At 66.5% G+C, this 25,454-nt stretch carries 25 protein-coding genes; 10 read left to right on the top strand and 15 right to left on the bottom strand.

What is annotated here, in order from left to right:
* Positions 1 to 19 precede the first annotated feature (19 nt).
* Entirely contained in the window at positions 20 to 577 is a 558-nt protein-coding gene (locus tag A5784_RS31905) for a TetR/AcrR family transcriptional regulator (protein ID WP_064948871.1), read from the top strand.
* Here the strand turns inward: A5784_RS31905 and meaB are convergent.
* Positions 566 to 1,465: a methylmalonyl Co-A mutase-associated GTPase MeaB gene (meaB, locus tag A5784_RS31900; protein WP_064948870.1), complete on the bottom strand. Its 900-nt coding sequence runs from the start codon at positions 1,463 to 1,465 to the stop codon at positions 566 to 568. The two genes, A5784_RS31905 and meaB, sit on opposite strands and share 12 nt — an antisense overlap.
* 52 nt (positions 1,466 to 1,517) lie before the next feature.
* On the opposite strand from meaB, the gene A5784_RS31895 reads away from it, so the two are divergent.
* Positions 1,518 to 2,282: an SDR family NAD(P)-dependent oxidoreductase gene (locus A5784_RS31895; RefSeq protein WP_064948869.1), complete on the top strand. Its 765-nt coding sequence runs from the start codon at positions 1,518 to 1,520 to the stop codon at positions 2,280 to 2,282.
* 60 nt (positions 2,283 to 2,342) lie between these two features.
* Positions 2,343 to 3,128, top strand: a complete 786-nt coding sequence (locus tag A5784_RS31890) for an SDR family NAD(P)-dependent oxidoreductase (protein WP_064948868.1) — start codon at positions 2,343 to 2,345, stop codon at positions 3,126 to 3,128.
* A gap of 157 nt (positions 3,129 to 3,285) precedes the next feature.
* On the opposite strand, the gene A5784_RS31885 is transcribed toward A5784_RS31890, so the two are convergent.
* The 4 genes from A5784_RS31885 to A5784_RS31870 are packed head-to-tail and all read right to left on the bottom strand — an operon-like array spanning position 3,286 to position 7,316.
* Complete coding sequence (locus A5784_RS31885; RefSeq protein WP_064948867.1) at positions 3,286 to 4,044, bottom strand: enoyl-CoA hydratase/isomerase family protein; 759 nt, start codon at positions 4,042 to 4,044, stop codon at positions 3,286 to 3,288.
* Between the two features lie 3 nt (positions 4,045 to 4,047).
* Positions 4,048 to 5,136 carry an acyl-CoA dehydrogenase family protein gene (locus A5784_RS31880; protein ID WP_064948866.1) on the bottom strand — a complete coding sequence of 363 codons (1,089 nt, stop codon included), beginning with the start codon at positions 5,134 to 5,136 and terminating at the stop codon, positions 4,048 to 4,050.
* Positions 5,123 to 5,944 carry an acyl-CoA dehydrogenase family protein gene (locus A5784_RS31875; protein WP_064948865.1) on the bottom strand — a complete coding sequence of 274 codons (822 nt, stop codon included), beginning with the start codon at positions 5,942 to 5,944 and terminating at the stop codon, positions 5,123 to 5,125. Before A5784_RS31875 ends, A5784_RS31880 begins: the two co-directional genes overlap by 14 nt.
* Complete coding sequence (locus A5784_RS31870) at positions 5,922 to 7,316, bottom strand: class I adenylate-forming enzyme family protein (RefSeq protein WP_064948864.1); 1,395 nt, start codon at positions 7,314 to 7,316, stop codon at positions 5,922 to 5,924. Before A5784_RS31870 ends, A5784_RS31875 begins: the two co-directional genes overlap by 23 nt.
* A gap of 119 nt (positions 7,317 to 7,435) precedes the next feature.
* On the opposite strand from A5784_RS31870, the gene A5784_RS31865 reads away from it, so the two are divergent.
* A complete protein-coding gene (locus tag A5784_RS31865) occupies positions 7,436 to 7,756 on the top strand; it encodes a 2Fe-2S iron-sulfur cluster-binding protein (protein ID WP_062832091.1) in 321 nt (106 codons plus the stop codon).
* Here the strand turns inward: A5784_RS31865 and A5784_RS31860 are convergent.
* From A5784_RS31860 to A5784_RS31845, 4 genes are read right to left on the bottom strand one after another with little or no spacing between them, the layout of a single operon-like run.
* Positions 7,741 to 8,790: a CaiB/BaiF CoA transferase family protein gene (locus tag A5784_RS31860; protein WP_082945213.1), complete on the bottom strand. Its 1,050-nt coding sequence runs from the start codon at positions 8,788 to 8,790 to the stop codon at positions 7,741 to 7,743. The two genes, A5784_RS31865 and A5784_RS31860, sit on opposite strands and share 16 nt — an antisense overlap.
* Entirely contained in the window at positions 8,787 to 9,743 is a 957-nt protein-coding gene (locus tag A5784_RS31855) for an LLM class F420-dependent oxidoreductase (RefSeq protein WP_064948863.1), read from the bottom strand. The genes A5784_RS31860 and A5784_RS31855 overlap by 4 nt, the downstream gene beginning before the upstream one ends.
* Positions 9,743 to 10,141 carry a cobalamin B12-binding domain-containing protein gene (locus tag A5784_RS31850; protein ID WP_064948862.1) on the bottom strand — a complete coding sequence of 133 codons (399 nt, stop codon included), beginning with the start codon at positions 10,139 to 10,141 and terminating at the stop codon, positions 9,743 to 9,745. Before A5784_RS31850 ends, A5784_RS31855 begins: the two co-directional genes overlap by 1 nt.
* A 2-nt stretch (positions 10,142 to 10,143) precedes the next feature.
* A complete protein-coding gene (locus tag A5784_RS31845) occupies positions 10,144 to 11,721 on the bottom strand; it encodes a methylmalonyl-CoA mutase family protein (RefSeq protein ID WP_064948861.1) in 1,578 nt (525 codons plus the stop codon).
* 181 nt (positions 11,722 to 11,902) lie between these two features.
* Here A5784_RS31845 and A5784_RS31840 point away from each other — a divergent pair, with 181 nt between their 5' ends.
* The 3 genes from A5784_RS31840 to A5784_RS31830 are packed head-to-tail and all read left to right on the top strand — an operon-like array spanning position 11,903 to position 14,543.
* The gene (locus A5784_RS31840; RefSeq protein ID WP_064948860.1) at positions 11,903 to 12,745 is read left to right on the top strand and encodes an SDR family oxidoreductase; all 843 of its coding nucleotides are present in this window, start codon (positions 11,903 to 11,905) and stop codon (positions 12,743 to 12,745) included.
* On the top strand, positions 12,742 to 14,244 hold the full coding sequence (locus A5784_RS31835) for a class I adenylate-forming enzyme family protein (RefSeq protein ID WP_064948859.1): 1,503 nt from the start codon (positions 12,742 to 12,744) through the stop codon (positions 14,242 to 14,244). The genes A5784_RS31840 and A5784_RS31835 overlap by 4 nt, the downstream gene beginning before the upstream one ends.
* Positions 14,241 to 14,543, top strand: coding sequence for a hypothetical protein (locus tag A5784_RS31830; RefSeq protein ID WP_064948858.1), 303 nt, complete (start codon positions 14,241 to 14,243; stop codon positions 14,541 to 14,543). Before A5784_RS31835 ends, A5784_RS31830 begins: the two co-directional genes overlap by 4 nt.
* Here the strand turns inward: A5784_RS31830 and A5784_RS31825 are convergent.
* The 3 genes from A5784_RS31825 to A5784_RS39485 all read right to left on the bottom strand — a co-directional run bounded on the left by A5784_RS31825 (position 14,540) and on the right by A5784_RS39485 (position 17,516).
* Positions 14,540 to 15,745: a cytochrome P450 gene (locus A5784_RS31825; protein WP_064948857.1), complete on the bottom strand. Its 1,206-nt coding sequence runs from the start codon at positions 15,743 to 15,745 to the stop codon at positions 14,540 to 14,542. The genes A5784_RS31830 and A5784_RS31825 overlap by 4 nt on opposite strands.
* 105 nt (positions 15,746 to 15,850) lie before the next feature.
* A complete protein-coding gene (locus A5784_RS31820; protein WP_064948856.1) occupies positions 15,851 to 16,831 on the bottom strand; it encodes a LacI family DNA-binding transcriptional regulator in 981 nt (326 codons plus the stop codon).
* A 4-nt stretch (positions 16,832 to 16,835) separates the two neighbouring features.
* Complete coding sequence (locus A5784_RS39485; RefSeq protein ID WP_064948991.1) at positions 16,836 to 17,516, bottom strand: nucleoside/nucleotide kinase family protein; 681 nt, start codon at positions 17,514 to 17,516, stop codon at positions 16,836 to 16,838.
* A gap of 201 nt (positions 17,517 to 17,717) precedes the next feature.
* Between A5784_RS39485 and A5784_RS31810 the strand changes: the two genes are divergently transcribed.
* The 3 genes from A5784_RS31810 (at position 17,718) to A5784_RS31800 (ending at position 21,247) form a co-directional block, all read left to right on the top strand.
* A complete protein-coding gene (locus tag A5784_RS31810) occupies positions 17,718 to 19,067 on the top strand; it encodes a neutral zinc metallopeptidase (protein WP_156750901.1) in 1,350 nt (449 codons plus the stop codon).
* 33 nt (positions 19,068 to 19,100) lie between these two features.
* Entirely contained in the window at positions 19,101 to 19,763 is a 663-nt protein-coding gene (locus A5784_RS37970) for a DUF4333 domain-containing protein (RefSeq protein WP_082945211.1), read from the top strand.
* Positions 19,764 to 19,831: 68 nt separating this feature from the next.
* Entirely contained in the window at positions 19,832 to 21,247 is a 1,416-nt protein-coding gene (locus tag A5784_RS31800; RefSeq protein WP_064948853.1) for a neutral zinc metallopeptidase, read from the top strand.
* A gap of 5 nt (positions 21,248 to 21,252) precedes the next feature.
* On the opposite strand, the gene A5784_RS31795 is transcribed toward A5784_RS31800, so the two are convergent.
* The 3 genes from A5784_RS31795 to A5784_RS31785 form a co-directional block, all read right to left on the bottom strand.
* Positions 21,253 to 22,623 (bottom strand): L-serine ammonia-lyase, encoded by a 1,371-nt coding sequence (locus A5784_RS31795; protein WP_064948852.1) that lies wholly within the window; start codon positions 22,621 to 22,623, stop codon positions 21,253 to 21,255.
* A gap of 82 nt (positions 22,624 to 22,705) precedes the next feature.
* Positions 22,706 to 23,488, bottom strand: a complete 783-nt coding sequence (locus A5784_RS31790; protein ID WP_064948851.1) for an IclR family transcriptional regulator — start codon at positions 23,486 to 23,488, stop codon at positions 22,706 to 22,708.
* Positions 23,489 to 23,533: 45 nt separating this feature from the next.
* Positions 23,534 to 25,327 carry a putative nucleotidyltransferase substrate binding domain-containing protein gene (locus tag A5784_RS31785; protein WP_064948990.1) on the bottom strand — a complete coding sequence of 598 codons (1,794 nt, stop codon included), beginning with the start codon at positions 25,325 to 25,327 and terminating at the stop codon, positions 23,534 to 23,536.
* Positions 25,328 to 25,454: the final 127 nt, after the last annotated feature.

The following is a 25,454-nucleotide window of genomic DNA, read 5'->3' as shown; positions in this document are numbered from 1 at the left end:
AGTCGGCTACCCTCGGGGGATGCTCTGGACGCCGCGCAGTGCCGCACAGACCCGCATCCTCGATGCGGCGCTGGAGCTCATCGCCGAGCACGGTGTCAGCGGCACGTCGCTGCAGATGATCGCCGACGCCATCAGCGTGACGAAAGCCGCGGTGTACCACCAGTTCAAGACCAAGGAAGCCATCGTCATCGCGCTGACTGAGCGCGAACTCGGTCAACTGGAGGACGCCTTGGAGGCGGCAGAGGCCCAAGGCTCGCCCATGCGGGCCCGCGAGGTCCTGCTGACCCGGGTGATCGAGATGACTGTCGCGCGTCGGCGGGCAGCCAGCACACTGCAATTCGATCCCGTCGTGGTGCGATTACTGGCCGACCACCAACCGTTTCAGCAGTTCATCGATCGGCTCTACGCCGCACTGCTCGGCGGCGGTTCGGGCACCACGGCGCGCGTGCATGCGGCCATGCTCTCTGGGGTGATCAGCGTCGCGGTCATGCACCCACTGGTGGCCGATATCGACGACGACACGCTGCGCACCGAACTGCTGCAGACGATGCGGCGTATCGTCGCGCTACCCGCCTGAATCCGCGATCAACCGCGCCGCCGCGGTGTAGGCATCGCTGCTGCCGTCGGCGACCGCACCCGCCAACCGGTCCAGTTCGGCGTGGTTACGCAACAGGGTCTGAGCCAGCGACAGGATCTGCGCTCGGGCCCGGGCGGTGCGCCGCTCGGAGGTGTCGGCGCGGTGGTGGGCATCGATCGCCTCCACCAGTTCGGCGAGCCCCTCCCCCTGTGCGGCAACGAGTTTGAGCACCGGAGCCTTCGTCTCGGCGCGCAGGTCGCGCACGGTCTGGTCGGCGCCGTCGCGGTCGGCTTTGTTGACCACCACCAGATCGGCGACCTCAAGCAGACCGGCCTTGGCGGCTTGCACCGCATCGCCGGCACCGGGGTTGAGGATCACCACCGTCGGATCCGCGATGGCAGCGATCTCGATCTCGGACTGCCCGACGCCGACGGTCTCCAACATGACGAGGTCATACGACAACGCCGCCAGCAAGCGGATCGCGGCAGGCACCGCAGCGGCCAGACCACCCAGATGCCCGCGGGTCGCCACCGAGCGGATCAGCACGTGGGGATCGTTGATGTGGGCAGCCATCCGGATGCGGTCACCCAACAGCGCGCCGCCGCTGTACGGGGAGGACGGGTCGACGGCCAGGACCGCGACGCGCAGGCCGGTCGCACGGTAGGCGCCGACCATCGCCCCCACGGTGGTCGACTTGCCCGCCCCGGGCGGACCCGTGACGCCGATGACGCGCGGCGTCGGTGTCGTGGTATCGATGGCCGCCAAAACCTCACTCCGGCGGCCACTTTCGACCAGGCTCAACAACCGGCCGGTCGCGCGCAGCGATCCGCTGCGCGCGGCGGCGATGAGCGCTTCGACAGTCGAAGGTCCTACTGGTTCACCCGACATGAGAATGTTATTCTCATCGATTGAGAGTGTTAATTGCAAGAAGGGGAACCCTATGCAGATCGCCGGTAGCTCCGCGGTCGTCGTCGGCGGCGCCGGCGGCCTGGGCGAGGCGACCGTCCGCCGGTTGCACGGCGCAGGCGCCAAGGTGGTCGTCGCCGACCTTGCCGACGACAAAGGCGCGGCGCTGGAGAGGGAGCTGGGCATTCGCTACGTCGCCACCGATGCCACCTCAGAGGAATCGGTACTGGCCGCGATCGCCGAGGCGGAATCACTTGGTCCGCTGCGCATCTCCGTCGATACGCACGGCGGCCCGGCCAGCGGTGGTCGGCTGGTCGGCAAGGACGGATCGCCCCTGGACCTCGATGGCTTCAAGAAGACCATCGAGTTCTATCTGACCGCGGTGTTCAACGTGATGCGGCTGTCGGCAGCGGCGATCGCCAAGACGGAGCCTCTCGACGAGGGTAGCCGCGGCGTCATCGTCAACACGGCCTCCATCGCCGGATACGAAGGCCAGATCGGCCAACTGCCCTACTCCGCGGCCAAGGGTGGCGTGCTGGGCATGACGCTCGTGGCCGCGCGGGATCTGTCCCCGTTGGGCATTCGCGTCGTCACCATCGCGCCGGGCACCATCAACACCCCGGCCTACGGCAAGGCGGCCGACCAACTCGAGCAGTACTGGGGTCCGCAGGTGCCGTTCCCCAAGCGCATGGGCCGTTCGGTGGAATACGGGCAACTGGCCCAGAGTGTCATCGAGAACGACTATCTCAACGGCGAAGTCATTCGCCTCGACGGGGCGCTGCGGTTCCCCCCGAAGTGACTGCTTTGCCGCCGCCCCCTTGCACCGCGAGCGTGCGCGTCTGCCGGGCGACACGCCGGTATGTGTCAGCGCGTCACGCACGCTCGATGGGCCACGAACGTGCATGAACTGCCGGCAGGCTCGCTCGCGGGTAAGGTCGCGTTCGTCGCAGGCGCCAGCCGTGGCATCGGCGCGACGGTTGCTCGCGCACTGGCCGCCGAGGGATCGGCCGTCGCGGTCGCGGCACGCTCCGAACAACCGGGCAAGCTGGCGGGCACCATCGGTTCGGTGGCCGCAGAGATCACCGAAGCCGGCGGACGGGCCTTACCGGTCGCGTGTGACGTCACCAGCGAGGACTCCGTGAATGACGCTGTCGCCGCGACCATCTCGGAGTTCGGCGGCATCGACATCCTGGTGGCCAACGCGGGCGTGCTCTGGCTCGGCCCCGTGGAGACCACGCCCCTGAAGCGTTGGCAGCTCTGCCTTGACGTGAACCTCACCGGTGTCTTCCTGGTGACCAAGGCGATCATCCCGCAGGTCCGGGCCCGCGGCGGCGGTTCGTTGATCGCCATCACCACCACGGGCGTCGACATGCCCGGCGCCAACGCCTATTGGGTTTCCAAGGCCGCTGTCGAACGCTTGTATCTCGGTCTGGCCGCAGACCTGCGCTCCGACAACATCGCGGTCAACTGCCTCAGCCCGTCGCGGGTGGTGCTGACCGAAGGCTGGCACGCCGCCGGCATGCAGATTCCACCCGAGATGGTGGAACCACCGGAGGCCATGGCGCGGGCCGCGGTGGTGTTGGCCGGTCAAGACGCTGGGGGGATCACCGGCACCGTGCAGCGTTCCGAAGAACTCGACACCTGAGGCGACCGCGAGCGTGCGTGGAATGCTGCCCCGACACGGAGTGGCGGGCAGCAGACACGCACTCTCGCGGTGCAAGGTGACCCGCGGTGCAAGGTGACCCGCGGTGCAAGGTGACCCGCGGTGCAAGGTGACCCGCCCTGCAAGGTGACTCGCGGTGCTAGGTGATCAGGCCGTCGACGATCCGGTTGAAATCGGCGGTGCCGAACGATACGTATTCCGCGAGATTGGCGTAGTCGAGTGAGGCCATCACCTGTTGCTCGAGCTGGATGTTCATCAACCGCTTGGTGGCCTCGACCGCCTGCCTCGGCAGGTCCATGAGCTTCTTGGCACACGCGATCGCCTCGGCGAGCGGGTCCTCCACGACGTGGTTGGCCAGGCCGAGTTCGACCGCGCGCCGGGCGTTGATTCGCGCGCCGGTCAATGCGAATTCCTTGGCCTGCAACAGGCTGATCTGCGAACCCCACACCAGCGGACCACCGTCGGCGGCCACCAGACCGATCTGCACGTGCGGGTCTGCGAAGTGCGCATTCTCGGCGATGTAGACGACGTCGGACAGCGCCGCCAGGCTGCAGCCGAGTCCCACCGCCGGCCCGTTGACAGCGGCGATCACCGGGATGCGGCAACGCACCATGCCGATGACGAGATCGCGTCCGTGCTTGATCGTCTTCTGCCGCAAGGCCTCGTCGCGTCGCAACTCATCGAGGTAGTGGAAGTCACCGCCGGCCGAAAACGCCCGGCCCGCACCGGTGATCACCGCCGCACGCGCGTCGGCGTCCTCGTTGAGCGCCTCCCACAACCGCGCCAACCCGACATGGAGATTGTCGTTGACGGCGTTGAGCGCATCGGGCCGATTCAGCGTGATGATGCGTAGGCCGCCGTCGGCCTGCACGTCGATTTCTTCCGGCATTCCGTACATCTGTTAGACCCCCAGTCCGAGGATTCGCGACGCGATGATGTTCTTCTGGATCTGCGACGTGCCGCCCATGACGCTCTGAGCGCGGCTGTAGAGATAGGCGCTGAGCAGTTCGGGATCACGGGTGCCGGTCACCGCCAGCGCAGCGTGGCCGACGGATTGCTCCACCCACGTCATCAACAGCTTGTCCAATGACCCCTGCGGGCCGTGGTTGATGCCGTCGAGCTGTTCGGACAGCCGTCGGCGCACGTGCAGGCGCAGCATCTCGGCCTGGACCGCCGCCCACGCCAGCTCATCCGGAACCTTGCCATCAACCCGAGATGCCATCTCCCGCACCAGTTTTCCGTACCGTGCGGAGTACCCCAGCGTCGACGGCTCCCGCTCATGACTGACCACGGTCATCGCAAGGCGCCACCCGTCACCCGGCTCGCCGACCATGTGCGATGCGGGCACGACCGCACCATCGAAGGTCACCTGCCCGAACTCGGTGGTGACACCGTTGATCATCTGCAGCGGGCGCTGCTCGATGCTGTCCTGGTGCATCGACACGATGAACGCCGAAATGCCCTTGTGCCGCGCCACATCCTTGTCCGTGCGCGCCAGCACCAGGCACCAGTCGGCGACATCGGAGTAACTGGTCCAGATCTTGTGCCCGTTGATGATGTAGTTGTCACCCTCGCGGGTTGCCGTGGTGGTCAACGACGCCAGATCGGACCCGGCTCCGGGCTCGGAGAATCCTTGGCACCAGCGCTCAGTGCCGTTGATCATCCCGGGTAGGAACCGCTGCTGCAGTTCCTTGCTGCCGTGATGCCCCAACCCCACCACCAGGTAGCCGAGGCTGGGCCGTGGTGGGGCGCCTGCGCGGGCGAGTTCCTCGTCGACGATGACGTCGTAGACCGGCGCCAGCTCCTGCCCGCCGAACTCCTTGGGCCACGATGTTCCGAAAAATCCTGCGGCATAAAGGGCTTGGTGCCATGTTCCCTGTTGCGCCCAGTACTCGTCGCCGGAGGCCTTGAACGACGCGGCGTTGTCGGCCAGCCACGTGCGGAGTCGGTCCCGGAAGGCCGCTTCTTCGGGTGAATCACGAAAGTCCAAGATCGATATCCTCCAGTCCGACGGGCCACAGTTCGGTCGATGTCAGGACGCGGCGCAGATACACGTGCGCCAGGCATTCCCAGGTGTTTCCGATGCCGCCGTGCACCTGGATCGCGGTCTCACACACCGTGCGGGCGGCCCGTGCGCAATAGATCTTGGCGATGCGCGCGGCCTGCACGGCCTCGTCCGCCTGCAGTTCGTCGACGCCCCACGCGGCATGCCGCAGCACGCTGATGGACCCTTCGATCAGCGCCAGCCCTTCGGCCAGCAGGTGCGCGATCGCTTGGTATGAGCCGATCGTCGAGCCGTACTGCTCACGAACTTTCGCGTAGTCACAGGCCAGAGCGTGGGCGCCGCGAGCCGCTCCGAGGAGGTCGGCCGCGCTGGCCGTCAACGCCAGCGCATACCACCGCTGCGAATCCTCGGCGGCCAATTCGCCGAGTTCGCAAGGTGTTTCGATCACCCCGGCGCTGCTGCGGGTCAGATCCACCCCCGCGGTGCCTGCGACGCCTGCAGAGACCGGCACCGACCGCCCGAGCCGGCGCGACAGATCGTCGACGAGGACCGGTCCGAGGAACGGCACATCGACCAGCCCGCGCGCGAACTCCTCGGCGACGATCGCCACCTCGACCCCGGAGGCTCCGTCGGAACGCAGCGACCGCCATTCGGTGGCGGCCACGGTGCTCTCCAGCCGGGCGATCCGCCCGTCATCCGACAACTCCTGGACCGCACCGGGTCCGAGATCGTCGGCCAGCTTGGCTGCGGCCTCGCGCAGCTGCTGCTGTTCAGCCGTCAGACGGACGTCCATGCCGCTCCTTGCACACTCGTCGCAAAACCTTTCCGGACGGTAATCGGGGTATTTCGGTGGCGAACTCCACCCGGGCGGGCCGTTTGTACGACGCCAGCCGGTCCCCGACATGCTCGATGAGTTCCGCGGCCGTCACCGCGGACGTGACTGCCACGACGGCAACGACGGCCTCTCCGTCGACCGGGTCGGATTCACCGAACACCGCGCAGTCCGCGACCGCCGGATGGCCGTGCAGAGCGGCCTCGACCTCGGCGGGAGCGACCTGAAATCCCCGCACCTTGACCATTTCCTTACTGCGGTCGGTGATGTGGAGAAAGCCGTCGTCATCGAGGTGGCCGATGTCGCCGGTGCGATACCACCCGTCGCAGAACGCGTCGGCGCCGGCCTCGGCAGGCAGGTAACCGGCCATCACCGAATCGGAGCACACCTGTATCTCCCCGCCGTCGCCGATCCGGACGCTGACCCCGGCTGCGGGCCGTCCCACGGTGTCAATGCGTCCACCGCGCAACGGGTTACACGAGATGACGGGCAGTTCGGTGGCACCGTAGGCCGTGACCCAGCTGATCCCGCACCGCGCCGTGACCGCGTCGGCGACGCTGCGGGTGACCGGCGTGGCGCACCACATGAGATAGCGCAGTGAAGACAGGTCATAGCGCTCCAGATGCGGATGTGCGGCAAGCGCCAAGGCGATAGGTGCCACTGCCATTTCGATCGTGATCCGGTCGGATTCGATGTGGCTCAACATCGTTTCGACATCGAAGCGCTGATGCAGCCGGATCCAGGCCCCGGTGTCGAGTGCGGTCGCGATGTTGAGCAGTCCCAGGATGTGTGACGGTGGGGTCATGATCTGCAGCCGGTCGCCGGCAGTCAGGCCCAGCGCTGAGCGCCAATGCCGAATCGCCGCGGCGAAACCGCGGTGGGTGTGCCGGACCGCCTTGGGCAGGCCCGTGGTGCCGGAGCTGAACACGAACAGTGCGTCGGCGTCGGGTTCGGGCCCCTCGTACGCCCAGGGTTCGGCGTCTGCTGGTGCGCCGATCAGCTCATCGAGTGGCAGCATCGGCATCTGCGCGGCCAGTACATCGTGGTCGCCCAGCGCATGTCCGGGAGCGGTCAGCGCCAGAGCGTGGGCCACCTCGCCGGCTTTCCAGGCCGGGCTGAGCAACACCGCGGCGGCGCCGAGGGTCCAGATGGCCTGCAAGGCGGTCACGAACTCTGGTCGGTTGGACGACATCAGCGCCACGCGGTCGCCGCGGGCGACTCCCCGGCGGCGCAACGTCTGAGCCACTGCGCCGGTGTGGGCGGCAAGTTCGGCGCGGGTGTACACGCGGTCTCCGTACGCGAGCGCGACGGCGTCAGCCACGACTCGACCCATCGGACACCTTCGCCGGCCTCTCCTTAGTCAGATCGTCCTGCCGGACGGTTGAGAAGATACTATCACTTATTGAGAATGGTATTCTCGCTACGTCAGAATGATAGTGCACAGGGAGTCTCATGACGGCAGAACCGATGTCCGCCACGGCCGCCAGCGAAACCGGAGGCCAGGTGACGATCATGTTCGACAGCGAACAGGCGTCCGTACCGCGGCGACCGGGCGAAACGCTGCTGGAAAGCGCGCGCCGCGCCGGGATGACGCCACCGTTCTCCTGCGAGGCGGGCAACTGCGGCACCTGCATGGCCAAACTCCTCGAGGGCACCGCGACCATGCGGGTCAACGACGCGTTGGATGACGACGAGGTCGCCGACGGCTACGTGCTGACCTGCCAGGCGATCCCCGACTGCGATCAGGTCACGGTCTCCTACGACGAGGATTGAGCCGCCGGGCGCTCGTCGAGCGCCGGCGCCGGGCGGTAGTCGGGCACATATCCGGTAATGCGAATAGGGCTGCCCACCAATCGGAAAGCCCCGGCGGTGACCACGGCCTGCGGCGTCTGGGCCAACGCCTCGGGGAGGGTCCGCACGGCCGCCGCCGGGATGCCCAGCGGTTTGAGACGCGCCTCCCAACCGAGCGCGGTGTCGGTGGCCAGCGCCGCGGTCACCACACTGAGAACCTCGTCGCGTCGGGCGGCGCGCTCGGCCATGGTCGCGAATCCGTCGATCTTCGCCTCGGCCGCGAACGATCTCCAGAACCCGTCGTGCGTGATGAACAGCGCGAGGTAGCCGTCAGCGGTGGGAAAGAGCTGAGCGGGAACGTAATACGAGTGAGCGCCGAACGGATACCGCCGCGGCTCTCTGCCGTCGTTGAGATACGCCGCAGCGCGGTAATTCAGCTGCGAGAGCATGACGTCGCGCAGCGAGACGTCCACCTGGCCGCCCCGGCCGGCCACGATCAGCGCCAAGAGCCCCAGCGCGGCGGTCAGCCCGGTCGAATTGTCCGCCGACGAATAACCGGGCAGGGTGGGTGGACCGTCAGGGTCACCTGTCATCGCCGCCACCCCGGTGGCCGCCTGGATCACATAGTCGAACGCCGGGTCATCTCCCCCGTCCAGCCCGAAGCCCGTCATCGCCACACAGACGATTCGGGGATTGACCTGCCGCAGTGACTCATAGGTGAGGCCGAGCCTGTGGATCACCGACGGCTTCATGTTGACCAGCAGGGCATGCGAATCGGCAACCAGTTCCACGAGTTTCGCGTGTCCGTCGGCCGACGCGAGGTCCAGGCAGACGCTGCGTTTACCCCGGTTCAGGCTCGCGAAGTAGCTGTCGCCGACCTGCCGGGAGATTTCGCCGCCTGGCGGCTCGACCTTGATCACCTCGGCGCCCAGATCCGCCAACATCATGGTCGCGTACGGGCCGGCCAGCATGACGCCGACCTCGATGATGCGGATGCCCGCCAGCGGCGCACTCACCGCACCGCCTTTGCGAGTTCAGCGATCACCTCGCGGGTGCGGTACTTCGACGCGATCAGCTCGTCCCGGTTCGCCCCGATCGGCAACAACCGCACGGACAAGTCCGTGACACCGGCGTCGGCGAACTGCTTGAACCGCTTCAGGATTGACTCCTCGTCACCGGCCGCGCACAGATCGCCGACGGTGCGGGCCTCCCCACGGTCGAGCAGCCGCTGGTAGTTCGGCGATGTCTCGGCCTCGGCCAGCACGCGGTTGGCCCGGTCCTTGGCGGTTTCGATCTCGGAGTTGGCGCACAGCGTGACGGGGATACCTGCGACGATGCGCGGCGCAGGCCTACCCGCGTCGGCGGCAGCCTTGGTGATCCTCGGCGCGATGTGTTCGCCGATGGCTTTCTCGTCGGCCATCCACAGCGATGTGCCGTCGGCGTGCTCGCCTGCGATCTGCAGCATCACCGGACCCAGCGCGGAGACCAGCACCGGCATCGGGGTATCCGCTCCGAGCACCGTGGGGTTGTGCACCGTGAACGAATCGTTCACCACGTCAACGTCCCCGGGCCCAGCGAGCGCGGCGTTCAACACCTGCAGATAGTCGCGGGTGTAAGCAGCCGGCTTCTCGTAGGGCAGGCCCAGCATGTCGCGAATGATCCAGTGGTGCGACGGACCGACGCCGAGGGCCAGCCGACCGGCCGACATGGCATGCACCGAAAGGGCTTGGCGGGCAAGCGCTATGGGATGCTGTGCCTGCAGGGGCACCACAGCGGTCCCGAGTTCGATACGCGACGTGTTCGCCGCCATCAAAGCGACCATGCTGAGGCAGTCGAAGTCGTTGGGCACCTGGGGCATCCACGCACTGTCCAGCCCCGCCGATTCGGCCCATCGAATATCGGAGACCAGCTTGGAGACCTTGCGCGCCATGTCACCGCGCTCGGCCCCGATCATGACGCCCAGACGCATCAGCCTGACACCTTCCCTGTGAGAGCGCGAACCTCGGTCACCAAGAGCTCGAGCGGGGTTCCCGTCGGAAACACCGCCGCCGCGCCGGCATCCAGCAGTTTCTGCACGTCGCCCTGCGGGATGGTGCCCCCGACGACGACCGCGATGTCGTTGGCGTCGGCTGCCCGCAGCGCTTCGACGGTGCGAGCGGTGAGCGCCACGTGCGCCCCGGACAGGATCGAAAGACCCACCAGCGCGACGTCTTCCTGCAGGGCGATGGACACGATGTCCTCGATGCGTTGCCGGATACCGGTGTAGACGACTTCGAACCCGGCATCGCGCAGGGTTCGCGCGACGATCTTGGCCCCGCGGTCATGGCCGTCCAGCCCGGGCTTGGCGACGAGAACTCGAGTGGCCATACCTAGAACACCACCGGTTGCCGGAACTCGCCCCACACCGCTTTGAGCGCCGAGACCATCTCCCCCACTGTGCAATACGCGTTGGCGCAATCGATCAGCTTGTGCATCAGATTGTCGGTTCCTTCCGCAGAGCGCTTCAGTGCGGCAAGACTTTCCGCGACTGCCATCGCATCACGTTCGGCCTTGACCTTGCTCAACCGCTTGAGCTGCAGGTCGCGCCCTTCGGCGTCGAGTTCGTAAGTTGCGAGGTCGGGTGCCGGCTCGTCGACGACAAACCTGTTGACCCCGACCACCGGCCGCTCACCCGACTCGATCTCCTTGTGGATCTTGAAGGCCTCGTCGGCGATCAGGCCCTGCAGATAGCCGTCTTCGATGCAGCGCACCATGCCGCCGTGCGCCTCCAGATCGGACATGATGTCGATGATCTTCGCCTCGGTGGCATCGGTCAGCGCTTCGATGAAGTACGAACCACCCAGCGGATCGGCAACTTTGGTGACGCCGGTCTCGTAGGCCAGGATCTGCTGAGTGCGCAGCGCCAGCGTCGCGGACTCCTCGCTGGGCAACGCGAACGGTTCGTCCCACGCCGCGGTGAACATCGACTGCACGCCGCCGAGCACCGACGCGAGAGCTTCGTAGGCGACCCGCACCAGGTTGTTCTGCGCCTGCGGGGCATACAACGAGGCACCGCCGGACACACATCCGAATCGGAACATCGACGCCTTGTCGGTGGTGGCGCCGTAGCGCTCGCGCACGATGGTGGCCCAGCGTCGCCTGCCCGCGCGGTATTTGGCGATCTCTTCGAAGAAGTCGCCGTGGGTGTAGAAGAAGAACGAGATCTGCGGGGCGAATTTGTCGATGCTCATCCGGCCGCGCTCGACCACCGTGTCGCAGTAGGTCACGCCATCGGCCAGGGTGAAGGCCATCTCCTGGACGGCGTTGGCCCCGGCGTCGCGGAAGTGGGCCCCGGCCACCGAGATCGCGTTGAACCGTGGTACCTCGGCCGCGCAGAACTCGATGGTGTCGGCGATCAGCCGCAGCGACGGCTCCGGTGGCCAGATCCAGGTGCCGCGCGACGCGTACTCCTTGAGGATGTCGTTCTGGATGGTGCCGGTGAGCTTTTCGCGCGGCACGCCCTTGCGTTCGGCTGCGGCGACGTAGAGGGCCAACAGAATCGCAGCGGTGCCGTTGATGGTAAAGCTCGTGCTGATCGTGTCGAGCGGAATGCCGTCGAACAGAATCTCGGCATCGGCGAGGGTGTCCACCGCGACGCCCACGCGGCCGACTTCTTCGCCGTACTCGTCGTCGTCGGAGTCGTAGCCACATTGGGTGGGCAGGTCCAGGGCCACCGACAGGCCGGTTCCGCCTTGGTCGAGCAGGTAGCGGTATCGGCGATTGGACTCCTCGGCGGTGCCGAAGCCGGAGTACTGCCGGAAGGTCCAGGTCTTGCCGCGGTATCCGGAAGCAAAGTTGCCGCGCGTGAACGGGTAGGTGCCTGGCGCCGGTGGTTCGCCGGCCCGGTGGTCGGGTCCGTACACGGGCGCCAGTGGGATGCCCGACGGAGTCTGTACGTCATCGCTCATCACTGGATAACGTACTTGCGAAAAATGAGAATGCCAATACCGCCAGACGGAAACAGGCCGCGTGCAGTGGTCTGAACCAGCACAATGCCGTCCATCCCACCGGCGGCACCCGCTGATTACGAGACTTGCCAAAAATGAGAATGGCAATACCATCAGAGAACGGCGTCGCGCGAGGAGGCCCATGCCCAGCCAAGAGTCATTCACCGATCGCACAATGGTTGTGTCCGGCGGGAGTCGAGGCATCGGCCTGGCGATCGCGCTGGGCGCCGCCCGCCGCGGAGCCAACGTGGTACTGCTGGCCAAGACCGCCGAACCGCACCCCAAGCTGCCGGGCACCGTGTACACCGCAGTCGCCGAGGTGGAGGCCGCGGGCGGCAAAGCCGTCGCAGTGGTCGGGGATGTTCGCAAGGACGAGGATGTCGCACGGGCGGTCGAAACCGCTGTCGAGCATTTCGGCGGGATCGACATCGTCGTCAACAACGCCGGCGCCATCGCCACCGAACCCACCGAAGCGTTGTCGGCCAAGAAGTTCGATCTGATGATGGACATCAACGTGCGCGGGACGTTCCTGCTCACCAAGGCCGCGCTGCCGCATCTGCGCATCGCTGCTGATCCACATGTGCTGACGCTGGCCCCACCGATCAACCTGAACCCGCACTGGCTCGGAGCCCACCCGTCCTACACGCTGTCCAAATATGGGATGACGTTGTTGTCACTGGGGTGGGCCGCCGAATATGCCGACGCCGGAATCGGTTTCAGCTGCCTATGGCCAGAGACCTACATCGCGACCGCCGCCGTCGCCAACGGTGCAGGCAAGGACGTGCTCGCTGCGTCACGCAGCCCCGAGATCATGGCGGATGCCGCCGTCGAGATCCTGTCTCGGCCGGCCGTCGAAGTCACCGGACAGTGCTTCATCGATGCGCAGGTGCTCACCGCTTCCGGTGTCACCGACCTCGCCCGATACGGTGGCGGGGATGATCCGATCATCGATATCTTCGTCGACGCACCGGGACAGGGCCTATGAGCATTTCCGTGCTGCTGGAGATGGCGGTGTCGGGCAACCCGGACCGCACCGCGGTGGTGTCCGACGATATCCGCCTCACCGCCGGGGAATTGAGCGCGCTGGCCGACGGAGGCGCGGGCATCATCACGGCGTCCAGCGCGGCTCACGTGGCCTACGTCGGCACCGGCGGCGCGCTGTTGCCCCTTCTGCTGTTCGCCTCTGCGCGTGCCGGAGTGCCGTTCACGCCGCTCAACTACCGGCTGAGCGCCGACGGTCTGCGTGAGCTCATCGACAGGCTTCCCGAGCCGCTCGTGATCGCCGATGCCGAATACGCCGACGTCGTGGCCGGCGCAGGCAAACAGGTCATCACCTCCGAGGAGTTCGTGGCCTCGGCCGGCCAGTCCGAGCCGGTATCGGAATTCGTCGATCCCGATGCCGTCGCGGTGGTGCTGTTCACCTCCGGCACCACGTCGCGCCCCAAGGCCGTCGAGCTCACCCACAACAATCTCACCAGCTACATCACCGGAACGGTCGAATTCGACTCGGCCACGCCGGAAGACGCCGCGCTGATCTGCGTGCCGCCGTATCACATCGCCGGCGTCGGCGCGGCCATGTCGAATCTCTACGCCGGCCGGAAGATGGTCTACCTCCGGACCTTCGACCCGAATCGCTGGATCGAGTTGGTGCGGTCCGAAGGTGTCACCACCGCGACCGTGGTGCCGACCATGCTGGACCGCATCGTCGCCGCGCTCGAGGCGTCCGGAAGCACACTCGCGACGTTGCGCAATCTGGCCTACGGCGGTTCCAAGGTCGCGTTGCCCCTCGTCCGCAAGGCACTGCACCTGCTGCCCGGCGTCGGGTTCGTCAACGCCTACGGACTCACCGAAACCAGTTCGACCATCGCGGTTCTCGGCCCCGAGGACCACCGCGCCGCGCTCGCCACCGACGATGCGGCCGTGGCCCGGCGGCTCGGATCGGTGGGAAAGGTGGTGCCCGGCATCGAGGTACAGATCCGCGCCGACGACGGCACCGTACTCGGCCCCGGCGAGACCGGCGAGCTGTTCGTGCGGGGCGAACAGGTTTCGGGCCGCTACAGCGACATCGGCTCGGTGCTCGACGCCGAAGGCTGGTTTCCCACCAAAGACGTTGCGATGCTTGACGAGGACGGCTACCTGTTCATCGGCGGCCGCGCGGACGACACCATCATCCGTGGCGGCGAGAACATCGCCCCTGCCGAGATCGAGGATGTGCTCGTCGAGCATCCCGCGGTGCGCGACGTCGCCGTGGTCGGGCCGGAGGACCCGCAGTGGGGACAGATCATCGTCGCCGTGGTGGTGCCGACCCACGGCGCCACACCCGATCCCGACGAATTGCGCGAGCACGTGCGTGCGCAACTGCGCGGTTCCCGCACTCCCGACCGGGTGGTGTTCCGGGATGAACTGCCCACCAACGCCACCGGCAAGGTGCTGCGCCGCCAGCTGGTCGACGAACTTCAGCCCATCTCCAAGGAGTCAGCATGATCAAGAACGGCACCCGCCTTCAGAGCCAGGTGTGCGACACCCAGGTGATCGTCGTGCGCAGCGCCGACAGCCTCGACGATCTGCGCGCAGGCGGCGTCGCCATGATCGCCCTTGACGCCGAAAAAGATTCGGGCGCGACGATCGACCCGGCCTTCGCGGACGGCAATCTGATGGGCAAACGCTACGTCGACGACGCGGGCGCCGAGGTGCTGGTCACCAAGGCAGGTGCGGGCACGCTGTCGGTCGGCACCACGGCACTGAATCTCAAGGCGGCCAAGCCCCTGCCTGCCAGCGACTAGGTCGCTACGAAGACAGGCATGGAATCCCAGCCGCGCACCGTGGAGGTCGGTGACAACGCGGCGTTGTCCAAGTCCACCTCCCACACCGGGAAGCGCTTGAGGATCTCCTCGAGCGCGATGCGGCCCTCCAGCCGGGCCAGCGCCGAACCCAGGCAGTAGTGGGTGCCCACGCTGAACGCCAGGTGCTGACGCTGTTCGCGGTGGATGTCGAAAACCTCACCGTCGGGCGGGAATTGGCGGCTGTCGCGGACCGCCGCGCCGATCAGCATCATCATCACGCTGCCCTCGGGCACGGTCTCGCCGTAGAACTCCACGTCCCGGGTCACGTACCGGGCCACATGCGGGGCGGGCGGCTCGAAGCGCAGCAGCTCCTCCACCGCCTGCGGGATCAGCCCCGGGTTCTCGACGAGCTGGCGCCGTTGGTCCGGATGCTCGGCCAAAACCTTTGCCGCCCAGCCGATCAGCCGCGTGGTGGTCTCGTTGCCCGCTCCCGCCACCACATTGATGTAGATCAGCAATTCCTCGCGGGTGAGCTTGCGGGTGACGCCGTGCTCGTCGGTGAAGTCGACGTTGAGCAGGTCGGTCATGATGTCGTCGGACGGATTGTCCCTGCGCCAGTCGATGTAGGCCTCGAAGATCGACCCGTCGACCAGTCCCTCCTTGGCGGCCTTCATGGGCTGGCCCGCCTCGGTTCTCAGCTGCTCGTTGCCGTGGTCTCGGATCATCTCCTGATCGCCCTCCGGAATGCCCAGCAGCGCGCTGATCACGCGCATCGGCATCACGGCACCGAAGTCGGTGATGAAGTCGAACCTGCCGGCACCCACCAGTGGGTCGAGGGACTGCGCACAGAATTCGCGAATCTTCGGCTCGAGCGCGTTGATCTTGCGGGGCGTGAACATTCGGGCCAGCAGCTTGCGGTGGATGTCGTGGATCGGCGGATCCTCGAAGATCAGTGCGCCCGAAGGGATGTCGATGTTGGCTTTGATCAGCTCGATGATGGCACCGCGGGCCGAACTGAAGGTCTCATGGTCGACGAGCGCCTTGTTGACGTCGGCGAACCGGCTCAGCGCGTAGAAGTCGTGCTGCTCGTTGTAGTACAGCGGCGCTTCGTCGCGCAGCCGGGCGAAGGTGGGATACGGATTGGTGTTGATGTCGACGTCGTAGGGGTCGAAGTACACCTTCTGGGTCGCACTCGCTGTCACGGAAATCCACCTCTCTGTATACGAGAACGGAGCTTACACAGCCGTGGTTATGCGCGTAAGTAGCATCGGCCATTCGTCATGACATGTCCAGGGTTGCCGACGTCGTCAGGTCGAGTCGCGCTCGATCAGCGTCGCCACGCCCGCACTGCTCGGCTCCACGTCGCTGGGATACCCCAGCTCGGACATCATCGCCGCGACCGCCACGTCGACGATCGCCTTCGCGTCGAACGCCACCGACGTCAACGGTGGGAAGCTCACCGCGCCCAAGTCGATCGCGTTCACGCCGATCACCGCCATGTCCTGCGGGCAGCGCAAACCAGCCCGGCGCAGACCATGCAGCACCACAAACGCCGTCTCGTCGCTCTGGGCACAGACCGCCGTCACGCCCGCCGCAGCCCACCGGGCGACGATGTCCGCAGCATTCGATCCGTCCGCGGCGAAACTCGCGATCTCGAGTGCGGGCAACCCACGCCGCTCGGCCGCCGCACGCAATCCGACGAGCCAGTAATCGCCGAGCGGCCGCAGCTCCTCGTCGGTGGTGTACGCGAACGCCAACCGCGAATGCCCACGCCCCGTCAGGTGCTCGACGCGCATCTCTCCGATGCTGCGGTCCAACTCGCCGATCGAGTGCAGCTGCGAACTGCCGAGGTGGATCTGCGGTATGCCCGCCGAGGTCACCGCGGCCAGTGCGGCGCCGGTCAGTGGGAAGGTGCTGGTGACGGCCATCGGGTTCAGGTCGGCGATGGCGTCCACCACATTGCGGTCGTCGTCGGTCTCGAACTGTAGGGACAGCACCACACCGTGGCGCGCCAGCGCCGTGGTCAGCTTGCTGCCGACCTCGATGGGCAGATTGCCCAACGCCAGCCGGCCGACGACGTAGAGCACGACCCCGCTGCCACCGACCGCGAGGTTGCGGGCAGCCAGGTTCGGGCGGTACCCCAGCTCGGCGGCCGCACTGCGCACCGCGGCCTGAGTCTGCTCCGAGATGCGTTGCCCTTCAACGTTGTTCAGCACATAGCTGACCGTCGCGGTGGAAACCTTCGCCAGCCTCGCGACGTCGGCCTTGGTGGGTCTGGCGCTGCTCACGGTGTCATCGTGACATGTCGACGCTGACGACCCCGGCCGCGCGGCTTGCGGTCGCGGCGACCAGGCGGGCGTTGGGCTCGTCGACCTCCTGCACCCAGCGGCGCGCGGCCGCCTCTGGCTTGCCGAACCTGATGTGGCGATCGACAAGTCGTCGCACCCGCACGGCGTCATCGACTGTGCAGTACCAGATCTCGTCGATCTCAGCCGCGACCGCCCGCCACTGCGCGGTGTCGAGCAGCAGGTAGTTTCCCTCGGTGACGACCACCCGCACCTCGGGCCCGACCCCGATGGCCCCTGCGATCGGTTGCTCGAGATCCCGCTCGAAGGCCGGCGCATAGACCACCTCGGCCCGCGGCAGGCGAACCCGGCGCAGCAGTGCCGCGTAGCCTGCGGCGTCGAAGGTGTCGGGCGCGCCCTTGCGGGCCAACCGACCGAGACGGCGCAGCTCGACGTCGGCGAGGTGGAACCCGTCCATCGGCACGTGCACGACCGCGGCCTGCCCCAGCTGTACCGCGGCGGCCGCGACGAGCACCTCGGCGAGCGTGGTTTTTCCGGCACCGGGCGGTCCGGTTATGCCGACGACGGACGTGCCGGGGTGCGCGGCGTACGCGACGACGCGGTCGAGCAGATCGTTCAGGGTGCGGTGTTCGATGCCACCATTGTGGTCGTTTGCGGGCGATCGAATCACGCGACCCGCAGCCCGCCGCAATACTGAGATACTCGAGGCGTTGCGTTGCCCACCGGCGGCGCGTGCACACTGTGTCGGGAAGGCGGGGGGCAGTTGTCGGGTCGGCGTTCGTTTTGGTGGCCTTTGCTCGTCATCGCGAGCTGCGCGACGTTGCTGACCGGGTGCGGCGGCACGGTTGTGCAGGGTCATGCGACATCGATGATGTTCGACCCTGACCGGGTCGGTGGCCTACCCGTCACCGACGGCCACAGTGGTCTGCGGCCCAATCCGCCCGAGCCCAAGCGGACCGCGGACAACAGCGACGGCGGCGACATCGACCACATGGTGCTGTTGGCCATCGACGACATCGAAGAGTTCTGGAGCCAGAACGACTCGACACTGCCCAAGCGCTTCGAGCCGGTGACGACCCTGCTGTCCTACGACTCCCGAGACCCCAACAGCGTGGACATGTGCGGTTCGCCGTCATACAAGGTGGTCAACGCCAGCTACTGCCACGGCCCCAACATGGACGAGATCGCCTGGGACCGCGGCGTCATCGTGCCGGTCGCGTCGAAGTACTTCGGCGAGATGGCCCTGGTCGGCATCCTGGCCCACGAATACGGTCACGAGATTCAATTCAAGACCGGCATTCTCACCGACGACGACCCGATTTTCGTGGCCGAGCAGCAGGCCGACTGCTTCGCCGGGGTCTATCTGCGGTGGGTGGCCGCGGGACACTCCAAACGCTTCGAACTCAGTACCGGCGACGGGCTCAATCACGTGCTCGCGGGTCTGATCTACATACGCGACCAGCTCAAGACCGAACGGGCGGCCGCGTCCCGAGGCGTAACCAACGCCCACGGCTCGGCGCTGGACCGGGTCAGCGCCTTTCAGATCGGCTTCGCAGGCAATGTCGACCAGTGCGCGGCCATCGACATGGACGAGATCAAGAAGCGCCAGGGCGATCTACCCAAGTTCCTTGAGCCCGACGGGTACGGCGACACCCAGGCTGTGGACACCGCGATCGACACCGACACCCTCAAGAACCTGATGGATGTCCTCGGCGACATCTACTCGCCGTCCAAGCCGCCGACCCTGAGCACCGACGCCAAAGACTGCCCGGACGCCAAACTCTCCCCACCGGTGTCCTACTGCCCGGCCAACAACACCATCATCGTCGACCTGCCCGGGCTCAAGAAGCTGGCGCAAGCCAAGGATGAAGACAACCAGCAGGTGCTGTTGCAGGGAGACAACACCGCGATCTCGGTGTTCACCTCCCGCTACGCGCTGGCCGTCCAGCACGACAAAGGTCTGAGCATCGACACGCCCGTCGCGGCGATGCGCACCGGCTGCCTCACCGGCGTCGGCCAAGCCAAAATGGCCGAACCCGGAGGAAAACTCACCCTCTCGCCCGGCGACGCGGACGAGGCCATCTCCGGTCTACTCACCAACGGCCTGGCCGCCAGCGACGTCAACGGCAAACTGCTCCCGGCCGGCTTCACCCGCATCCTGGCCTACCGCTCCGGTGTCCAAGGCACCGAGGACGAGTGCTACCAACGCTTTCCGTGACGATAGATGTTCCCCCTCTGACAAGGAGAGGTCATGAGTGATCCCCAGCCCTGGTGGGCAAAACCGGGCGGAGTAAGCCCAGCGCCCGGGTCGACGCCACAGCAACCCGCGCCCGGCGGTGGTCAGTCGTACGGCGGTGGTCAGTCGTACTGGAATCCGAATCCGTCGAATCCACCGCAGGCACAAGCCAATCCCTATGCGGCGCCGCAGCAGCCATACGGTCCCCAGCAGCAGCCGTACAGTGCGCCGCAGCAGCAGCCGTACGGCTCACCGCCGCAGTCCTACGGTGCGCAGTCCAATCAGTGGCAGGGGTACAACCAGCCCACGAACCAACCTGCGTATCCCCCGCCTACGCCCAAGTCGTCGAACAACCGAACGCTGTTGATCGCCGGGTTGGTCATCGCTGCGATCCTCGTCATCGGTGGCGGTTTCGCGGTGTGGCAGTTCGGATTCAGCGGCGGCAAGGTGCTCGACGTCAAACAGGCCGAGTCGGGTGTGAAAGAGATTCTGTCCGACCCCATCAACGGCTACGGCGCCAACGACGTCGAATCGGTCACCTGCAACAACGGTGAGAATCCGAAGGTCGGCACGAACAACAGCTTCACGTGCAAGGTGCAGATCAATGGTGCGACGCGACAGGTGAATGTCGAGTTCACCGACGACAGCGGCACATACGCCGTCGACGGTCCGCGGTAGACCCGCCCATCAGCACCGAACTTCGAAAGGCGGCGAATTTGACGACGCAGCGGTCCGTCTGGCGACTCATGCTCGTGATGGCTTGTTGCGCATTGCTTGTCGCGGCCTGCGGAGCCGACGTGGTGCAAGGCCGGGCGACATCGATGTTGTTCCAACCGGATCGGGTCGGCGGGCTGCCGGTCACCGACGGCACCAGCGGGCTGCGCCCGAATGCCCCGCAGGCCACGCGCGACGTCGAGAACAGCGATCATGGTCAGATCGATGAGATCGCGGCGCTGGCCGTCGACGACATCGAAGACTTCTGGAGCAAGAACTTCACCGGCGCCTTGTCGGGAACCTTCGAACCCGTGCAGACGCTGGTGTCATACGACTCCGAGGACCCGCGTTCCCCGGAGACGTGCGGTAGCGAGACCGCCGGAAGAGTCAACGCGTTCTTCTGCTATGACGACGATCTGATCGCCTGGGACCGTGGCGTGATGTTCTCGGTCGCGCTGCAGTACTTCACCGCCATGGGAATCGTCGGGATTCTCGCGCACGAGTACGGTCACGCCATACAGTTCAAGTCCGGCATCGTCAGCCGCAAGGATCCGGTGCTGGTACGCGAGCAGCAGGCCGACTGCTTCGGCGGGGTGTATCTGCGGTGGGTGGCCGCGGGAAACTCCCCCCGCTTCGAACTCAGTACCGGCGACGGGCTTAACCATGTGTTGGCAGGCATCATCTACGGGCGCGACCCGCTGATGACCGAGGACGAGGGCGGCGGCAAAGCCCGCGGACACGGCTCGGCGCTGGACCGGATCAGCGCTTTCCAGATCGGCTTCGCAGGCAACAGCGACCAGTGCGCCGCCATCGACATGGACGAGATCAAGAAGCGCCAGGGCGATCTGCCGCACTTCCTCGAGTACGACAGCTACGGCGACACCGAACCGGTCGACACCTCGCTGGACACCAGCACTCTCCAGACCCTGATGGACGTGCTCGGCGACATCTACTCCCCGTCCAAGCCGCCGACCTTGAGCACCGACGCCAAAGACTGCCCCGATGCCAAACTCTCCCCACCGGCCTCCTACTGCCCGGCCAACAACACCATCATCGTCGACACTGCGGCCCTGAAAGCCCTGGGGCAGGCCAAGATCGAGGAAGAGCAGAAGCAGTTGGTGCAGGGTGACAACACCGCGATCTCGGTATTGACGTCCCGCTACGCGCTGGCGGTACAACACGAGAAGGGACTGAGCCTGGATACTCCCGTCGCGGCGATGCGCACCGGCTGCCTCACCGGCGTCGGCCAAGCCAAGATGGCCGAACCCGGTGGAAAACTCACCCTCTCGCCCGGCGATACCGATGAGGCGATCGCCGGACTGCTGGTCAACGGCCTCGCCGCCAGCGACGTCAACGGCAAATTACTGCCCGCGGGTTTCACCCGCATCCTGGCCTACCGCTCCGGGCTGCAAGGCGACGAAGACCAGTGCTACCAACGCTTTCCGTGAGCAGCTCAACATTCGGCGATGTTGACCGCCAAGCCGCCCAGTGACGTCTCCTTGTACTCGTCGGCCATGTCGGCACCGGTGTCGCGCATCGTCTTGATCGCGCTGTCGAGGCTGACGTGATGAACGCCGTCGCCGCGAACGGCCATGCGTGCCGCGGCGATGGCCTTGATGGCCCCGACCGCGTTGCGCTCGATGCACGGGATCTGGACCAAGCCGCCGACGGGATCACACGTGAGCCCGAGGTTGTGTTCGATGCCGATCTCGGCGGCGTTCTCGACCTGTGCGGGTGTACCGCCGAGCACTTCGGCGAGCCCCGCGGCGGCCATCGCGCAGGCCGATCCGACCTCGCCCTGACATCCGACCTCAGCGCCGGAGATCGATGCGTTCGCCTTGAAGAGTGACCCGATCGCGCTGGCAGTCAACAGGAATCGCACCACGTCGGCGTCATTGAAGCCGTCGATGAAGTCCCGGCAGTAATGAAGCACAGCGGGCACGATCCCGGCGGCACCGTTGGTGGGTGCGGTGACGACGCGTCCGCCCGCGGCGTTTTCCTCATTGACCGCCAAGGCGTACAGGCTGACCCACTCCATGCCCCGCAGCGGATCACGCTCATCGGCGTCGGCCTGCAGCCGAGCCAGCAGGGTGGCCGCCCTCCTGCGCACCCCTAAACCGCCCGGGAGCAGCCCGCCGGCCGCCATGCCCCGCTCGACACACTGCTGCATGACCGCCCAGATGTGCAGCAGCCCCGACCGGACCTCGGCTTCCGAGCGCCACGTCATCTCGTTGGCCAACGTCAGTTCACTGACGCTCAAACCGGCTTCTGCGCAGATCGCGAGAAGCTGGCGGCCACTGGCGAACTCATGCGGGGGCACAGCGGCATCGGTGGCCGCGGCCGCGCCTACGTCGTCGGCGGACACCACGAAACCGCCGCCCACCGAATAGTATTCGCGGCTCATGAGCACGTCGCCGTGCTCGTCGGATGCGGTGAATCGCATGCCGTTGCTGTGGTAGGGCAATCGCTGCCCCAGGTGCAGCAGCACGTCGTCGGTCACAGAGAACCGCACCTCGTGAACTCCGTTGAGCCGCAACCTGCCGCTCGATTCCACCGCGGCGAATCGAGGCTCGATGACGTCCGGGTCGATGGTCTCGGGATCGGCGCCCTCCAACCCGAGGATGACGGCGGTGACGGTGCCATGGCCCCGGCCGGTGGCGGCGAGCGAGCCGTACAACTCGCTGCACACCGCCGTCACGCGATCCAGCACTGCGCTCTCCCGCAGCTCGGCGACGAACGTCGCCGCAGCGCGCATCGGGCCGACGGTGTGCGAACTCGACGGACCGATGCCGACTTTGAACAATTCGAACGCACTGATGGTCACACTGCGGCTCCGGGGGTCTACAGCTCTCCAGGAGATTATCTCCGAGCTGTACCGCCGCCGGGCGGACTTCGGGTCGAAACCGTCAGCCGGTATAGCCGATCCGGCGGCTGATCTGCTCGGCAGCCGCGATGACCACCTGGGCGACCTCGTCGAACCTCGACTGCTCCAGCCGGTAAGCCGGGCCCGAAATGCTCAGCGCGGCAATGACCGATCCATTGTGGTCCCGGATTGGGGCAGCCACCGCGTTGAGCCCGGTCTCCAGTTCCTCACGCGTCGGCGCCCAGCCGTGCTCTCGCGCCGCCTCGAGTTCGGCAGCGAGACGAGCGATATCCGTGACGGTGGCGGGGGTATACGGCTCCAGCTTGCGGCCTACCAGCGCACGCACCTCCGAGGGCGGCAATGCCGCCAGCAGGATCTTGCCACTGGACGTCGCATGTGCCGGGTTGCTCTGGCCGACCCAGCTGCGCAACGCGATTTCACCACGGCCGACGGATTCGACGATGTTGATGATCCGGTCGCCGTCGAGGATCGCGATATTGGTGGTCTCGCCCGTCTTCTCGGCGACCTGATCGCAGATGTCCTGGGATTGCTTGACCAAATCCATCCTGGCCGTGGTCGAGCCGGCCAGCCGCACGATCGAGAAGCCCAGCTGGTACTTGCCGCGGTCGGACAACTGCTCGACGAAACCCCGCGATTCCAGGACCGCGATCAGCCGCGACACCGTGGACTTGTGCACACCGATCTCGGCCGCGATCTCGGTGACCCCGGCTGTCTGCAACTTTGCCAGGATTTCCAGCACCTGCAGGGCACGGTCCACCGATTGAACGGCCGCGACCGGCTGACGGCTGTTGCTGGGCAAACTCATAACACGTTCAGTGTAGAGGTGCGGCGCGAGCATGTGGGTCTTCCGTCAGCCTGCTGATGACCTCGACACCGTATTGGACAGCGTCTGACGCACCCGGCGCTGCACCGCGGCGATCTCCCGGACCCCGTCATTGAGCAGACTTCGGTTCAACGGCGACAGTTCCGACATGGTGATGATGTCGCCAGGTGTACACCCGGTGGCGAGCTGTTCGATCTGGTGAGCCATCCGCAGCCGCTGCAGCAGATCGAACACCTCGCGCAGGATATTCGCGTCGTCCTCGGAGAGAATTCCGTTGCCGGCCCCTGCCGCCAGCCGAGCCGGAGTGGAGGCAGACACCAGCCCGACGGTCAGCCCGGCCCAGCGGGCCAGGTTCACGATCGGAGTCAGCGCATGGGCCTTCAGGTCGAAGGTGCCGCCGCGGCGCGCGACGACATCGCGCAGTGAGCGCGGCCGCACCTTGCCCGCCAGCGCATCCAGCAACTGCAACCGCAAGGCGTGCGGGTGGTTGACCGGCATCCGCGAGAACGCCGCGGGCGCCGTGTGCAAGGCCGGGTCGCCCCAGACCACGCGCGCATCGAGTAGCAACGACGACATGACCAGCCCACGGTCCTTCATCGGATTGTCCAGCCAGCCTTCGGCCGCCGTTGACCACTCCGAAGCACACCGCGCGAAGCGCGCTTTGTAGGCCACGGCGCCGTTGGTGTCGGCGGGCAGCCCACAGTGGTCCAGCGTCGTGTGCACACCGGCCGCGATGCGCAGGAACCGCCCTTTGTCCGAACACATTTCGTCCGACCACGACAATGCGCTGTCCACATCGGAGGAGGGCATGGCCTCGCGTCGGGCAATGCTGCCCATGGTGAGCCAGGCGAACTGGTGTCGCCACGCCCCGGTCTGGTCGGCGATCTCCAGTTCCAGCGCTCGGCGCACGACGGCGTCGATCACCACCGAGATCACCGCACTCGTGCCTGCGGCGTCGGTGCCACCCCGGAACAGGTCGACGCCGAGATCGGTGATGCGCCGCGCCGCGATCTGCAGCTCGGCGGTATTCGTCGCGAACGCGATGGCCCGGCGCAGCACGAAGCTCTGCCGGGTCGATGAGGCGACCAGATCGGTCTCCTCCACAACACCGAGCACCCGTCCGCCGTGATCGACCACGGGCATGTGCCGCAGGCCGAATTCCAGCATCTCCATCAGCACGGTCGCACCAGCTCGATCACCGGTCACCGTGTGCGCGGGTGCGCTCATCGCGTGCGCGACCGGAGTGTTCAGACCCATACCCGCGGCAACCACCCGGGTGCGCAGATCACGGTCGGTGAAGATGCCGAAATCGCCGTCCCGCAACGGGATCAGGACGTACGAGGAGTGCCGCTCCGCCATCAACTTCACCGCATCGCGGATCGGCGTCTCGGCCGCGGTGAGTACCGGCTCGGCCCGCACCAGGTCGGCCACCGCTGCGCGTGAGGTCCGCTGCGCGACGCTGCGGCCCGAGATCCGGTCCCATGCCGAGGAGGCGATGTACGACAGTCCTTCGGGATTGGCGAAGACCGACCGCACGAGTTGTCCCGGCAGCCGCAGCAGTGTGCTCGGTTCGGTTGCGCGCGCGGCGAATTGGACCTTGCCGCCGGTGAGCAACGCATAGACGCCGAAGATGCCGCCGGGTTCGACGGTGTCCAGTGTCTCGTCGCCCTCCCCCACGCCGGCGAACAACACGACATGGCCCGCGCGCAGCATCCACACCTCGTCGGGGACCTGCATCGTGTAGTCGGTGATCAGCTCACCGGCGTCGAAATGGTGTGTGGTGGACGCCGAGGCGAGTTCAGCCAGGGCGTCAGGGGCCATCGACTGAAACGGTGCGTGGTCGCCCAGATAGGCGACCACGTCCTCGGCGGTGCTCACATCACTGTTTTCTCATCAGGTCTGCGCACTTCTCGCCCATGGCCATCACCGTAATATTCGGGTTCACGGC

The organism is Mycobacterium sp. 852013-50091_SCH5140682, from assembly GCF_001665685.1.
Classification (GTDB): Bacteria; Actinomycetota; Actinomycetes; order Mycobacteriales; family Mycobacteriaceae; genus Mycobacterium.
This window is presented reverse-complemented; position numbering and strand designations above follow the sequence as displayed.

What these genes read in the sequence shown, in the direction of transcription:
- A5784_RS31905 (WP_064948871.1), top strand. Translation starts at nt 20, where the DNA reads ATGCTCTGGACGCCGCGCAGTGCCGCACAGACCCGCATCCTCGATGCG.
- meaB (WP_064948870.1), bottom strand. Translation starts at nt 1,465, where the DNA reads ATGTCGGGTGAACCAGTAGGACCTTCGACTGTCGAAGCGCTCATCGCC.
- A5784_RS31895 (WP_064948869.1), top strand. Translation starts at nt 1,518, where the DNA reads ATGCAGATCGCCGGTAGCTCCGCGGTCGTCGTCGGCGGCGCCGGCGGC.
- A5784_RS31890 (WP_064948868.1), top strand. Translation starts at nt 2,343, where the DNA reads ATGTGTCAGCGCGTCACGCACGCTCGATGGGCCACGAACGTGCATGAA.
- A5784_RS31885 (WP_064948867.1), bottom strand. Translation starts at nt 4,044, where the DNA reads ATGTACGGAATGCCGGAAGAAATCGACGTGCAGGCCGACGGCGGCCTA.
- A5784_RS31875 (WP_064948865.1), bottom strand. Translation starts at nt 5,944, where the DNA reads ATGGACGTCCGTCTGACGGCTGAACAGCAGCAGCTGCGCGAGGCCGCA.
- A5784_RS31870 (WP_064948864.1), bottom strand. Translation starts at nt 7,316, where the DNA reads ATGGGTCGAGTCGTGGCTGACGCCGTCGCGCTCGCGTACGGAGACCGC.
- A5784_RS31865 (WP_062832091.1), top strand. Translation starts at nt 7,436, where the DNA reads ATGACGGCAGAACCGATGTCCGCCACGGCCGCCAGCGAAACCGGAGGC.
- A5784_RS31855 (WP_064948863.1), bottom strand. Translation starts at nt 9,743, where the DNA reads ATGCGTCTGGGCGTCATGATCGGGGCCGAGCGCGGTGACATGGCGCGC.
- A5784_RS31850 (WP_064948862.1), bottom strand. Translation starts at nt 10,141, where the DNA reads ATGGCCACTCGAGTTCTCGTCGCCAAGCCCGGGCTGGACGGCCATGAC.
- A5784_RS31845 (WP_064948861.1), bottom strand. Translation starts at nt 11,721, where the DNA reads ATGAGCGATGACGTACAGACTCCGTCGGGCATCCCACTGGCGCCCGTG.
- A5784_RS31840 (WP_064948860.1), top strand. Translation starts at nt 11,903, where the DNA reads ATGCCCAGCCAAGAGTCATTCACCGATCGCACAATGGTTGTGTCCGGC.
- A5784_RS31835 (WP_064948859.1), top strand. Translation starts at nt 12,742, where the DNA reads ATGAGCATTTCCGTGCTGCTGGAGATGGCGGTGTCGGGCAACCCGGAC.
- A5784_RS31830 (WP_064948858.1), top strand. Translation starts at nt 14,241, where the DNA reads ATGATCAAGAACGGCACCCGCCTTCAGAGCCAGGTGTGCGACACCCAG.
- A5784_RS31810 (WP_156750901.1), top strand. Translation starts at nt 17,718, where the DNA reads ATGATGTTCGACCCTGACCGGGTCGGTGGCCTACCCGTCACCGACGGC.
- A5784_RS37970 (WP_082945211.1), top strand. Translation starts at nt 19,101, where the DNA reads ATGAGTGATCCCCAGCCCTGGTGGGCAAAACCGGGCGGAGTAAGCCCA.
- A5784_RS31800 (WP_064948853.1), top strand. Translation starts at nt 19,832, where the DNA reads ATGCTCGTGATGGCTTGTTGCGCATTGCTTGTCGCGGCCTGCGGAGCC.
- A5784_RS31790 (WP_064948851.1), bottom strand. Translation starts at nt 23,488, where the DNA reads ATGAGTTTGCCCAGCAACAGCCGTCAGCCGGTCGCGGCCGTTCAATCG.
- A5784_RS31785 (WP_064948990.1), bottom strand. Translation starts at nt 25,327, where the DNA reads ATGGCCCCTGACGCCCTGGCTGAACTCGCCTCGGCGTCCACCACACAC.